This window comes from Variovorax sp. 679, assembly GCF_003952185.1.
GTDB lineage: Bacteria > Pseudomonadota > Gammaproteobacteria > Burkholderiales > Burkholderiaceae_C > Variovorax.
Genome location: NZ_RXFS01000010.1, coordinates 118,938 through 131,684, shown reverse-complemented (window position 1 = coordinate 131,684; position 12,747 = coordinate 118,938). Strand labels below are relative to the sequence as shown.

Here is a 12,747-nt window from a genome sequence, read left to right as displayed (position 1 = left end):
CCCAGGCTGCGCGCACTTCGTGTCGCTACGCCTTCCCCCAACCGGGGGCAACACCTGAGGCCCGGCGGAGCCGGTTCCTCGGTGTTTCTCGAAGGGTCAGAACTTGTCGAGGACCGCGCCCGAGCTGGCGCTCGACGCGTTGAACGCGAACTTCGCCTGCACGCCGCGGGTGTAGCGCGGGGCCGGTGCCTTCCAGCCTTCGCGGCGCTTGGCGATCTCGGCTTCGGGCACGTTCAGTTCGAGCTTGAGCTCGTGCGCATCGATGGTGATCGAGTCGCCCTCGTTCACGAAGGCGATGGTGCCGCCGGCCGCCGCTTCGGGCGCCACGTGGCCCACCACCATGCCCCAGGTGCCGCCCGAGAAGCGGCCGTCGGTGATCAGGCCCACGCTCTCGCCGAGGCCCGCACCGATCAGCGCACCGGTCGGCGCCAGCATTTCGGGCATGCCCGGGCCGCCCTTGGGGCCGAGGTAGCGCAGCACCATCACGTCGCCAGCCTTGATCTTGCCGTCCAGGATGGCCTTGAGCGCCGACTGCTCGTCGTCGAAGACGCGCGCCGGGCCGGTGATGACCGGGTTCTTCAGGCCGGTGATCTTGGCGACCGCACCTTCGGGCGACAGGTTGCCCTTCAGGATCGCGAGGTGGCCTTCGGCGTACATGGGGTTGTCGATGGTGCGGATCACATCCTGGTCGGCGCGCGGCACGTCAGGCACGTCCTTCAGCACCTCGGCGATGGTCTGGCCGCTGATGGTGATGCAGTCGCCATGCAGCAGGCCCGCGTTCAGCAGCACCTTCATGACCTGCGGAATGCCGCCGGCCTGGTGCAGGTCGACCGCGAGGTACTTGCCCGAAGGCTTCAGGTCGCAGATGACCGGCACCTTCTTGCGCATGCGCTCGAAGTCGTCGATGGTCCATTCGACGCCGGCCGTGTGCGCGATGGCCAGGAAGTGCAGCACCGCGTTGGTCGAGCCGCCGGTGGCCATGATGACCGCCACCGCGTTCTCGATGGCCTTCTTGGTCACGATGTCGCGCGGCTTCAGGTCTTTCTTGATCGCCTCGATCAGCACCTTGGCAGACTCCTTGGCCGAGTTGGCCTTCTCGTCGTGCGGGTTGGCCATGGTCGACGAGTAGGGCAGCGAGATACCCAGCGCCTCGAATGCGCTCGACATGGTGTTGGCGGTGTACATGCCGCCGCACGAGCCGGTGCCGGGAATGGCGCGCTTCTCGATCTCGAGCAGGTCTTCGTCGCTCATGTTGCCGGCGGCGTTCTGGCCCACGGCTTCGAACACGCTCACGATGTTCAGGTCCTGGCCCTTGTAGCGGCCCGGCAGGATGGTGCCGCCGTACACGTAGATGGCCGGCACGTTGGCGCGCAGCATGCCCATGAGGCCGCCGGGCATGTTCTTGTCGCAGCCGCCGACCACGAGCACGCCGTCCATCCACTGGCCGCCGACGCAGGTCTCGATGCAGTCGGAAATGACTTCGCGGCTGACCAGCGAGTACTTCATGCCCTCGGTGCCCATGGCCATGCCGTCGGAGATGGTGGGCGTGCCGAACACCTGCGCGTTGCCGCCGGCTTCCTCGATGCCCGCGATGGCCGCGTCGGCCAGCTTTTGCAGGCCCGAGTTGCAGGGCGTGATGGTGCTGTGGCCGTTGGCGACGCCGACCATCGGCTTCTTGAAGTCGCCTTCTTCGTAGCCCATGGCGTAGAACATCGAGCGGTTGGGGGCGCGGCTCTTGCCTTCGACGATGTTGGCGCTGCGGCGGTTGATCTGGATTGGCTTGGTGTCCATGGTGTCTCTTCTGTCGTGGGGAGATCGGTGGGAGCCCAAGTATCGGACTTCTGATTGATTGCTTCCAATCCATTTTCGAGTGCAGATTGATATGCTTGGCATATGAATGAAGTCCTGATCGACCTGCGGGCCTGGCGCCAGTTCGTCGCAGTGGCCGAAGAGCTGCACTTCGGCCGCGCCGCGCTGCGCCTGCACATGACGCAACCGCCTGTCACGCAGGCCATCGCCCAGCTCGAGAAGACGCTCGGCGTGGTGCTGTTCGACCGCACCCGGCGCCGCGTGGCGCTAACGCCCGCCGGCGAGGCCCTGTTGCCCGACGTGCGCGAGCTGCTGGCCCGCGCACAGGCGCTGCCGGCGCGGGCCCGGGCGGCGGCGGCGGGGCAGGTGGGGCGGGTGCGCATCGGCTTCGTCTCGACGGTGGGTTTCGAGCAGTTGCCGGCGTGGGTGCGCGAATTCCGCGTGCTGTGCCCCGAGGTGGCACTCGAACTGGTTGAGGCCACCGGCGACGTGCAGCTCGAAGCCTTCGCGCGCGGCGAGATCGACGCCGGGCTGATGCTGCATTCGCCCGGCGCCGCGCCGCCAGGGCTTGCGCGACTTGCCGTGTCGGAAGAGCCCCTGGTGCTCGCGCTGCCCGCGCGGCATGCGCTCGCGAGCATCGACAGGCTGCTGCTCGCCGACGTGCTTGCCGAGCCGCTGGTGATCTTCCCGCGCCGCATCGTGCCTTCGCTGCACGACGCCATCTTCGACCTGTACCACGCGGCCGGTCGCACGCCGCAACTGGGGCAGGAAGCTATCCAGATGCAGACCATCGTCAACCTCGTCTCGGGCGGCATCGGCGTGGCCTGGGTGCCGGAGAGCGTCACGCAGTTCCGCCGCGCGGGCGTGGTGTACCGGCGTGCTGCGGAATTCGCGCCGGCCGCGCGGCGCCGGAGTGCGCCTGAGCTGCCCGGCTGCGAAACCAGTCTGGTGTGGCCTGAGGGCGCGGCCAATCCGGCGCTCGCGCGCTTCGTTGCCTTCGTGCGCGAGCGAGGCGCCAGTTCGAAGAACCGGGAGGAGGGCACCGAGTGAAGGCGGGACCTCGGCCTGACTGACGTCCCCGGGGCCGGCTCAGCGCGCCTTGCGGGCCCGTCCGGCAGTGGGTTGCGCGGGTCGATCGAGCGCATCGCCCAGCACCGTTTCAAGCCAGCCCGCGAAGGCCTGCATGCGCCGCGAAAGATTGCGTCGATGCGGGTACACCAGTTGCACCGGCAGCGGCTCGGCGCGAGCGTCGGGCAGCACCTCGATCAGCTCTCCGGCCGCGAGGTGCTCGCGTACGTCGTACGCCGGAATCTGGATCAGGCCGAGCCCGGCCAGCGCGCAGGCGATGTAGGTCTCGGCATTGTTTGCCGCCACCTGGCTGCGCATGCGCAGCGTCGCGGTTTCTCCGTCGCGTTGCCATTCCCACGGCGCGGCGCGCCCGCTGGTCGGCGAGGCGTAGTTGACGGCCGTGTGCTGCGGCAGGTCGGCGGGCGTGCGCGGCGTGCCATGACGGGCCAGGTAGGCAGGGCTCGCGCAGTTGATCAGCGTGAACTGTCCGAGGGGCCGCGCCACAAGGCTGCTGCTGGCCATCGGGCCCACGCGCAGCGCGCAATCGACGCCTTCGAGCACGAGGTCCACCGCCCGGTCGCTGGAGCCCAGCTCGAGCTCGATGGCCGGGTGGCGCCCGAAGAAATCCGGCAGCGCAGGCGCGATGAGCCGCCGCGCGATGCGGCTCGGCACGTCGACCTTGAGCCGGCCGCTGACCTGGCCGTTCGCGGGCAGGAACTGCTGTTCCATGTCTTCCATGTCGGCCACCAGCGCGCGGGCGCGCTCCAGCATCACTTCGCCGTCGGGCGTGAGGCCCACGCGGCGCGTGGTTCTGTGCAGCAGGCGTGAGCCGAGGCGGGTTTCGAGCTGCTGCACGGCCGTCGAGACGCTCGCGCGCGGCAGGCCCAGCCGGTCGGCGGCGCGCGTGAAGCTGCCTGTCTCGGCCACGCTCACGAAAACCTGGAGGAGGTCGATGCGGTCCATCGTCGCTGTTCGATATCGGTTTGATTGTTCGTGATTTATTGAACAGTCTAGCCTTGGATGAGTGATTTATCAGCGACTGTGCCATCAATAGACTGAAGGCTCTCGTCACGCATCACGCTTTACTTCAAGGAGCTCACCCATGTCCGCACGTACCCTCAAGAACAAGGTCGTCGTCATCGCCGGCGGCGGCAAGAACCTCGGCGCGCTCATCGGCCACCAGATGGTCGACGGCGGCGCCCGCGGCATCGCCATCCACTACAACAGCGACGCCTCGCGCGCCGACGCCGAGAAAACCGCCGCCGCGCTCAAGGCCAAGGGCGCCGACACGCTGCTGGTGCAGGGCGACCTCTCGGTGGTCGAGAACAGCGTGAAGCTGTTCGACCAATCCGTGAAGCACTTCGGCCAGGTCGACATTGCCATCAACACCGCAGGCGTGGTCATCAAGAAGCCGATCCTCGACGTCACGGAGGCCGACTACGACAAGAGCTTCGACGCCAACGCCAAGGCCGCCTTCTTCTTCATCCAGCAGGCGGGCCGCACGCTGGCCGACGGCGGCAGCATCGTCACGCTGGTGAGCTCGCTGCTGGCGGCGTACACGCCGTTCTATGCGATCTACCCGGGCTCGAAGGCGGCGGTGGAGCACTACACGCGCGCCGCGTCGAAGGAGTTCGGTGAGCGCGGCATCTCGGTCAACGCCATCGGCCCCGGCCCCATGGACACGCCGTTCTTCTACGGGCAGGAGAGCAAGGAGGCCGTCGAATATCACAGCAGCGCCGCCGCGCTCAGCAAGTTCTCGAAGAAGGGCCTGACCGACATCGAGGACATCGCGCCCATCGTGCGCTTCCTTGTCACCGAAGGCTGGTGGATCACCGGCCAGACGATCTTTGCCAATGGCGGCTACACGACTCGCTGATCCGGCAAGATGCCGCCTGGAGGACGAACGACATGCACACGATCATGGTGATGGGCGGCGGCTTCGCGCTGCTGGTGGTGTTCCTGCTGGCCGGGCGCCTGCTGGGCGATGGCTCCGCGGCGGCGCTGGCGGTGGCGGCCAGGTGGTTCATTCCGGCGTGGTTCGTCGGCGCGGGCATCAACATGGCCGTGGGCGTGATCAAGGCGGGGTACTCGGTGGCCGAGGAGTTGCCGATTTTCCTGCTGATCTTCGCGGCGCCGGCCGTGGTCGCGGGGCTGCTGTGGTGGAAGTTCGGGCGCTGATTTCCGCCTGAAAAGCCCCGCCTCGGGCCCGACATTCGGCCGGGGCACAATCCGCGGATGCTCATGTATCCGCAGATCAACCCCATCGCCCTGCAGCTCGGGCCGGTGGCCATCCACTGGTATGGCCTGACCTATCTGGCCGCGTTCGCGCTGTTCTACTTTCTCGGCACGCGCCGGCTGCGGCACGAGCCGTTCCGTTCGCTGGTGGGGGCGGGCGCATGGCAGCGCAAGGACATCGAGGACATCCTTTTCCTCGGCGTGATGGGCGTCATCGTCGGCGGGCGGCTGGGCTACTGCCTGTTCTACAAGCCCGAGTTCTATCTCACGCATCCGCTCGAAATCCTCTACGTGTGGCAGGGCGGCATGAGCTTTCATGGCGGGCTGCTCGGCGTGATCGGCGCGATGGTGTGGTTTTCGCATTCGCGCAAGCGCCCGTTCTGGCAGGTGATGGACTTCGTCGCGCCCTGCGTGCCTACCGGCCTCGCAGCCGGCCGCGTGGGCAACTTCATCAACGGCGAGCTGTGGGGGCGCTTCAGCAGCCCCGACCTGCCCTGGGGCATGGTGTTTCCGCAGAGCAATTCGATGCTGCCGCGCCACCCGTCGCAGGTTTACCAGTTCCTGCTCGAGGGGCTGCTGCTCTTCGTGGTGATGTGGCTCTATGCGCGCAAGGAGCGCAAGCAGGGGCAGGTGGCTTCGGTGTTCCTGATCGGCTACGGCGTGCTGCGCTTCGTGGCCGAGTACTTCCGCGAGCCCGACGATTTCCTGGGCTTGCGGGCGCTCAACCTGAGCCAGGGCCAGTGGCTCAGCGTGCCGATGGTCATCGCCGGCATCGCGCTTTGGTTCTGGTTCGGCCGCACCGCCGGCAAGGCCGCTGCCGCGCGCGCCTGAGCCGTTCCGGCTGCTTCAGCCGGAAGTTCGCAGGGTAAGTACCAGCCGCGCACGGCGTGCGCGGCCCTTGCGCCGGATCGGATGCGGGCTCAGAATTACGCGTAATTACAGGAAATTACGCTGCACTTGCTGCCCCGATCCGTATGCGCCTGGTCCCCAACTCCCTGCATGACGAAGTCGCCGCCACGCTGCGCGAGCAGATCTTCGCCGGCACGCTGGCTCCCGGCAGCTTCGTCGATGAAGTCGCCCTGTGCGAGCGGCTTTCCATCTCGCGCACGCCGCTGCGCGAGGCGCTCAAGGTGCTCACCGCCGAAGGCCTGCTGCGGCACGAGCCGCGGCGCGGCTGCTTCGTCAACGAGGTGACCGAGCGCGACCTCGACGAGATCTTTCCCGTCATCGCGCTGCTCGAAGGCCGCTGCGCCTACGAGGCCGCCCGCAATGCCAGCGATGCCGAACTGCAGGAACTCGACGCGCTGCACGAACGGCTGGTGCGCCATGCCAAGGCGAAGCGCATCAATGACTACTACGCCACCAACCACATCATTCACGAGGCGATCATCAAGCTCGCCGACAACAAGTGGCTGGCGCAGGTGATCGGCGACTTGCGCAAGATCCTCAAGCTCGCGCGGCTGCAGCAGTTGCATGCGCCGGGGCGGCTCGACCAGAGCCTGTCGGAGCACCTTGCCGTGTTCGCGGCGCTGAAGGCGCGCGACAGCGAAGGCGCCGACGCCGCCATGCGCACCCACATGACGCGCCAGCGCGAGGCGCTGCGAGAGGTCATGCGCAATCAGAAATCCAGGGTCATGCCGTGACCGTCCCATCAAGCATTGGAGTGTTTCGATGAGTGCGACCGAATGGTTCCAGGCGCGGCTGCGTTCTGGCGAAAAGTCGAAGGTGCCGGTGGCACCCGAAGGCGCGTCGAAGGGCGCGTCGAAGAATGCGCCCAAGCCCAGTGCGCGTCCGATCGCCGAGCGCCTGCAGGCCACGCTGCGCAAGGCCGACGAGGCGCTGTCTCCGCGCGCGCTGCGCCGTGTGCTGGCCGACCTGCAGGCCGTGATCGACCCGCGCGTGAGCGAGGTCGAGGGCGGCCGTCGCGCCCACGCCATCGCGGACGCCTACCGCGCCGCCACCGCAGAGGAGCGCCGCGACTACTGGGCGCTGATGAGCGAGCATTTCGCCGCCGACGCGCAAAAGCTCAAGACCGCCCGCGACCAGCACCAGGCGGCTGTCGGCACGCCCGACGAAGGCCAGGCCGAGCTGCGCCTGCGCCGCGCACTGGTGTCGCCCCGCATGCGCCTGCTGCAGCGCTTCGCGGTCGAGCCCGAGGGCATGCGCTTCCTGGTCGACCTGCGCGCCGACCTGCTGCCGTGCCTGAAGTCCGACAAGCGCCTGCTCGCGCTCGACGCCGAGCTCGAACAGCTTTTCTCCACCTGGTTCGACGTGGCCTTCCTCGAGCTGCGCCGCATCGACTGGGACTCGCCGGCCTCGCTGATCGAGAAGCTCATCCGTTACGAGGCGGTGCACGACATCAAGAGCTGGTCCGACGTGAAGAACCGGCTCGACGACAGCGACCGCCGCTGCTACGGCTTCTTCCATCCGCGCCTGCCCAACGAGCCGCTGATCTTCGTCGAGGTGGCGCTGGTCGACCGCATCAGCGACGGCATCACGCCGCTGCTCGACGAGGCCGCCGTGCCGGTGCTGCCGGCAAGGGCCACCACTGCGATCTTCTATTCGATCAGCAACACGCAGAACGGCCTGCGCGGCGTGAGCTTCGGCGATTCGCTCATCAAGCGCGTGGTCGAGACGCTGCAGGAAGAACTGCCGCGCCTGAAGACCTTCGCCACGCTCTCGCCGATACCGGGCTTTCGCACCTGGCTCGCGAAGAACGCCGCCGACCTGCTGCCCCGCCTCGACGAGAAGCGCGAGGCCGAGCTCGGCCGTCTCATCGGTTCGCTGCCGCCGACCGCCGAGCGCCTGCTCGCCGCTGTGGACGCAGCCGCCACCTTCGACGCGAAATCGCCGCTGCGCCAATGGCTGCTGCAGGCCGCCGCCGAATACCTCGGCCGCGCGCTGGTCGACGGCACGCCGGCCGACCCGGTCGCGCGCTTTCACCTGGGCAACGGCGCCCGCGTGGAGCGCCTGAACTGGGCGGGCGATCCGTCGCCCAAGGGGCACAAGCAGTCGTACGGGCTCATGGTCAACTACCTCTATGACCTGAAGCGCCTGGACAAGCATCGCACCTGGCTGGCGGACGGCAAGGTGGCTGTATCGGGAGACGTCGAAGGCCTGTATTTCAAAAAAGGCTGAGGTCCGGAAGAAGTTCAGTCAAGAGCCGGCGCGCCAAAGGCCGGCAGCCGCATCGTGCGGCAAGATCCACAACGACAGACAGGAGATGAGACAAATGAACCCAAGCTTTCAACGCCGCGACGTACTGCGCGTGGCCGCCGCCGGTGCGGCTGTCCTGTGCGGCGCCGCGCGGGCCCAGCAGGGCTGGCCGACCAAGCCCGTGACGATGATCGTGCCGTTCCCGGCCGGTGGCGGCACCGACGCCTTCGCGCGGCCGATCTCGGGCCAGTTCTCGCGCATCGCGGGCCAGACGCTGGTCATCGACAACCGCGGTGGGGCAGGGGGCACGCTGGGCGCCAGCATCGCAGCCAAGGCGCCGGCCGACGGCTACACGCTGTTCATGGGCGCGGTGCACCATGCGATCGCGCCGTCCGTCTATCCGAAGCTCGACTACGACATCGAGAGAGACTTCGTGCCGCTGATGCTGCTGGCCAACGTGCCGCAGGTGGTGGTCATCAACCCGAAGCGCGTGCAGGCCAACACCATCCAGGAATTCATCGCGCTCGTGAAGCGCAACCCCGGCAAGTTCAACTACGGCTCGGCCGGCTCGGGCACCTCGCACCACCTGGCGGGCGAGCTGTTCAAGCTTCAGACCGGTACCTTCATCACCCATATTCCGTACCGCGGCGCGGGCCCGGCGCTGTCCGACCTGATCTCGGGCAACGTCGACCTGATGTTCGACGGCCTGGGTTCCTCGTCGCAGCACATCAAGAGCGGCCGCATCAAGGCGCTGATGGTGGCCGGCAGCAAGCGCAACCCCGCCTTCCCCGACGTGCCCTGTGCCGCCGAAGTGGGCCTGCCCGACTACACCGTCACCACCTGGTACGGCCTTTGGGCGCCCAAGGGCACGCCGGCCGATGCGCAGGCGCGCGCCATCGACGACATGAAGAAGGCGCTCGCCACCGACGACCTGAAGGCCATCTGGGCCCAGAACGGCTCCGAGATCCCGACCCTCACCACCACGGCCTACGGCGCCTTCGTCAATGCCGAGATCAAGCGCTGGGCAGCGGTGGTGAAGGCGTCGGGCGCCAAGCTCGAATGACCGCAGGCAGTTCCATTTCATTGCGCCGCGAAGGCGCCATCGCGGTCGTCACGCTGTCGAACGCGGGGCGGCTCAATGCCATGACGCGCGCCATGTGGCGCGAGTTGCGCGCCGTGTTCGACGGCCTGCGCGGGGACGGCAACGACGCCCCGCGCTGCGTGATCGTGCGCGGCGAGGGCGGGGCCTTCTGCGCGGGCGGCGACATTTCCGAGTACCCGTCGTTCCGCTTCAAAGAGCCCAGCCTGCGCGAATTCCACGAGAACGAAGTGTGGGCGGCGCTGCAGGCCATGCTCGACTGCCCATTGCCGCTGGTCGCGCAGATCGAAGGCGCCTGCATGGGCGCGGGCATCGAGATCGCGAGCTGTTGCGACATTCGCCTGGCCGGCGCTTCCGCGAAGTTCGGCGCGCCCATTGCGAAGCTGGGCTTTCCGATGGCGCCGCGCGAAGCCGCGCTGGTGCATGGAGCCATCGGCGACGTGCTCGCGCGCGACATGCTGCTGGCCGCCGGCGTGCACGGTGCGCAACGCCTGTACGACGCGGGCTTCCTGCTGCAGGTGCTGCCCGACAACGAGGTGGCGCTCGCCGTACAGTCGCACGCCCAGCGCATCGCCGTGCTCTCGCCGCAGGCCGCGCGCCTGCACAAGGCGACCTTCGCCGTGCTGCGCGCCGGCGCCCCCTCGGCCCACGGCTTGCTTGCGACTGCCTACGATTACGCCGATTCCGCGGAGCACCGCGAGGGCATCGCCGCGTTTCTCGCCAAGCGCACCCCGAATTTCTGAAGAGAAGACCTGTCCGAATGACGAAGACCGCCAACGCCAACCTGTTCGCCGCCCTGCGCGCGGCATTTCCCTCCGACCTGGACGGCATCGCCGTCGAGACCGACAACGGCCTGTTCTATTCCTGGCGCGACATCGAGCGCGCCAGCGCCATGATCGCCAACCTGCTCGATGCGCTGAAGCTGGAGAAAGGCGCGCGCATCGCGGTGCAGGTCGAGAAATCGGTCGAGGCGATGCTGCTGTACCTCGCCACGCTGCGCGCGGGCTATGTGTTCCTGCCGCTGAACACGGCCTACCAGAGTGCCGAGATCGAGTACTTCATCGGCAACGCCGAGCCGGCCGTGGTGGTGTGCACCAGCCGCAATGCGTCATGGGTGGCTCCGATTGCCGTCGCGGCGGGCACGAAGCACGTCTTCACGCTGGACGACGACCGCACCGGCACGCTGCTCGAAGTGGCCGCGCAATGCAGCGACCGGCACACGCCTGCGAAGCGCAAGGCCGACGACATGGCCGCCATCCTCTACACCAGCGGCACCACCGGCCGCAGCAAGGGCGCGATGCTCACGCATGGCAACCTGCTGTCGAACGCGCAGGTGCTGAAGGACTACTGGGGCTGGACCGAAGGCGACGTGCTGATCCACGCGCTGCCCATCTTCCACGTGCACGGCTTGTTCGTCGCGCTGCATGGCGCGCTGCTCAACGGCAGCAAGATGCTGTGGTTCGCGAAGTTCGATCCGAAGCGCGTCGTGCAGAAGCTGCCCGAGGCCACGGTGTTCATGGGCGTTCCCACCCTGTACGTGCGGCTGCTGGCCGAGCCGGGCCTCACGCGCGAGGCAGTGCGCAACATGCGCCTGTTCGTCGCGGGCTCGGCGCCGCTGCTGATCGAGACCTTCGACGAATGGCGCGAACGCACCGGCCACACCATCCTGGAGCGCTACGGCATGAGCGAGACGGTCATGCTCACCTCCAACCCCTACAAGCCGGAGCAGGGCGAGCGCCGCGGCGGCACCGTGGGCTTCGCGCTGCCGGGCGTGCAGCTGCGCGTGCGCGATGACAGCGGCCGCGAGTGCACAACCGACGAGATCGGCAACATCGAGGTCAGCGGTCCCAACGTGTTCGCGGGCTACTGGCGCATGCCCGAGAAGACCAAGGAGGAGTTCACCTCCGACGGTTTCTTCAAGACCGGTGACGTGGGCAAGATCGATGGCCTGGGCTACGCCGTCATCGTTGGGCGCAGCAAGGACCTGATCATCAGCGGCGGCTACAACGTGTACCCGGCCGAGATCGAGGGCTACATCAACGAGATGGCCGGCGTGGCGGAGAGCGCCGTGGTCGGCGTGCCGCACCCCGACTTCGGCGAGGTGGGCGTGGCGATTGTCATTCCCAAGGCGGGCGCGGCGCTCGACGCCGATGCCATCGTGGCCGAGCTGAAAGCCCGGCTCGCGAACTTCAAGATTCCGAAGCGCTGTTTCGTGGTGCCCGAGCTGCCACGCAACACGATGGGCAAGGTGCAGAAGGCGCTGCTGCGGGCGGAGCACAAGGAGCTGTTCTCCGCCTGAGCGCCCCCGCGTGCTCATGCGGCGGGTGCGAGCCCGTTCATGAGCCCGCTGCCCGCGTGGCAGTTGATGTACTCGTAGCTCTGCTCGTCGGCCTTCAGCACCGACACCTCGTGGTACACGCGCAGCTGCAGCTGGAAGTTCAGCGCCTGCACGTAGCGCATGAAGCTGCCGAAGATCGCGACGTGCGTCGGATGCGACTCGGCCCAGCGTTCCATGTCGGCCAGCGAGCGCCACCAGCTCAGGCCGAATGACTTCTGCAGCGGCGAGCCGTGCGCGTCGAGGTGGCGCATGTAGCGGTTGCTGTAGCAGCCGATCGGCTGGCCTTGGTCGCGCAGGAAGTCCATGCCCTCGCGCAGCACGGGCTCCATGTCTTCCAGGTAGAGCTTGCGTTCCTGGCCGGTGGTGTCGGTCCACTCCTGGCCGGAGCGGATCATCGCGATGTTCTCGTGGCCTGCGATGCGCACGCGCTGCCCGGGTGCTGGGGCACCTGCGATCACCGCGCGAGCGCCCGAAGGCGCCATCGCATCGGTCTGCGACAGCGGAATGCGGTCGCGCATCGAACCCCAGTAGCCGTGCTCCTGCAGCTCGCCGCTGGCGCCGCCCATGATCACGCCGACACCTTCGAAGCGGTCGGGCGTGTTGAACCTGGTCTCGAAGTGCTCTACGCGCGGCGACGCGATCTCGCGGAAGTAGCCGAGGCCCTCGCCGAGCCGTTCGTCCGAACGCCACCATGCGTCGATCTCGGGCGTGGCGCACCAGCGTGCGAAGGCTGCAGCATCGCCCCAGTAGGCGATGGCGATCATGTTGTCGAAGCCTTGCGCGTCGACGTAGTGCGTCAGGTCGTGGTGTCCCGGGCCGTCGGGCAGCGCGAAGTCGCGAGCGATCTTCATCAGCGCGGCGCAGGCACGGCCTTGCATTTCGGGGCCGCGAGACTGCACACCGAAGTAGCCCATCACGACCTGCTTCACTGCAACGGGAGCCCGTGCCGACCACACGGGGTAGGGCGGCACGTAGTCGTCTTCCACGCGGCGATGGCGCGTGCGGGGGCACTTGAGGTGCTCTGCGATGGCGGATTCCATGG

At 67.7% G+C, this 12,747-nt stretch carries 12 protein-coding genes; 9 read left to right on the top strand and 3 right to left on the bottom strand.

Annotated features, from left to right (window positions below; all coding sequences use genetic code 11):
- Positions 1-96 precede the first annotated feature (96 nt).
- Positions 97-1,791 carry a dihydroxy-acid dehydratase gene (ilvD, locus tag EJO71_RS25095; RefSeq protein WP_125951431.1) on the bottom strand — a complete coding sequence of 565 codons (1,695 nt, stop codon included), beginning with the start codon at positions 1,789-1,791 and terminating at the stop codon, positions 97-99.
- 102 nt (positions 1,792-1,893) lie between these two features.
- Between ilvD and EJO71_RS25090 the strand changes: the two genes are divergently transcribed.
- On the top strand, positions 1,894-2,859 hold the full coding sequence (locus EJO71_RS25090; protein WP_125951432.1) for a LysR family transcriptional regulator: 966 nt from the start codon (positions 1,894-1,896) through the stop codon (positions 2,857-2,859).
- Positions 2,860-2,898: 39 nt separating this feature from the next.
- Here EJO71_RS25090 and EJO71_RS25085 read toward each other — a convergent pair whose 3' ends face one another.
- Positions 2,899-3,840, bottom strand: coding sequence for a LysR family transcriptional regulator (locus EJO71_RS25085; RefSeq protein WP_125951433.1), 942 nt, complete (start codon positions 3,838-3,840; stop codon positions 2,899-2,901).
- Positions 3,841-3,979: 139 nt separating this feature from the next.
- Here EJO71_RS25085 and EJO71_RS25080 point away from each other — a divergent pair, with 139 nt between their 5' ends.
- The 8 genes from EJO71_RS25080 (at position 3,980) to EJO71_RS25045 (ending at position 11,666) form a co-directional block, all read left to right on the top strand.
- Positions 3,980-4,753: an SDR family oxidoreductase gene (locus EJO71_RS25080; protein WP_125951434.1), complete on the top strand. Its 774-nt coding sequence runs from the start codon at positions 3,980-3,982 to the stop codon at positions 4,751-4,753.
- Between the two features lie 32 nt (positions 4,754-4,785).
- A complete protein-coding gene (locus EJO71_RS25075) occupies positions 4,786-5,055 on the top strand; it encodes a hypothetical protein (protein ID WP_125951435.1) in 270 nt (89 codons plus the stop codon).
- 57 nt (positions 5,056-5,112) lie between these two features.
- The gene (gene lgt, locus EJO71_RS25070; protein ID WP_125951436.1) at positions 5,113-5,943 is read left to right on the top strand and encodes a prolipoprotein diacylglyceryl transferase; all 831 of its coding nucleotides are present in this window, start codon (positions 5,113-5,115) and stop codon (positions 5,941-5,943) included.
- 143 nt (positions 5,944-6,086) lie between these two features.
- Entirely contained in the window at positions 6,087-6,755 is a 669-nt protein-coding gene (locus EJO71_RS25065; protein ID WP_125951437.1) for a GntR family transcriptional regulator, read from the top strand.
- Between the two features lie 28 nt (positions 6,756-6,783).
- A complete protein-coding gene (locus tag EJO71_RS25060; protein ID WP_125951438.1) occupies positions 6,784-8,250 on the top strand; it encodes a malonyl-CoA decarboxylase in 1,467 nt (488 codons plus the stop codon).
- Between the two features lie 94 nt (positions 8,251-8,344).
- Entirely contained in the window at positions 8,345-9,331 is a 987-nt protein-coding gene (locus tag EJO71_RS25055; RefSeq protein WP_125951439.1) for a tripartite tricarboxylate transporter substrate binding protein, read from the top strand.
- Positions 9,328-10,110: an enoyl-CoA hydratase/isomerase family protein gene (locus EJO71_RS25050; RefSeq protein WP_125951440.1), complete on the top strand. Its 783-nt coding sequence runs from the start codon at positions 9,328-9,330 to the stop codon at positions 10,108-10,110. Before EJO71_RS25055 ends, EJO71_RS25050 begins: the two co-directional genes overlap by 4 nt.
- 17 nt (positions 10,111-10,127) lie before the next feature.
- The gene (locus EJO71_RS25045) at positions 10,128-11,666 is read left to right on the top strand and encodes a malonyl-CoA synthase (RefSeq protein ID WP_125951441.1); all 1,539 of its coding nucleotides are present in this window, start codon (positions 10,128-10,130) and stop codon (positions 11,664-11,666) included.
- 14 nt (positions 11,667-11,680) lie between these two features.
- Here the strand turns inward: EJO71_RS25045 and EJO71_RS25040 are convergent, their stop codons facing one another.
- Entirely contained in the window at positions 11,681-12,745 is a 1,065-nt protein-coding gene (locus tag EJO71_RS25040; RefSeq protein WP_125951442.1) for a phenylacetaldoxime dehydratase family protein, read from the bottom strand.
- Positions 12,746-12,747: the final 2 nt, after the last annotated feature.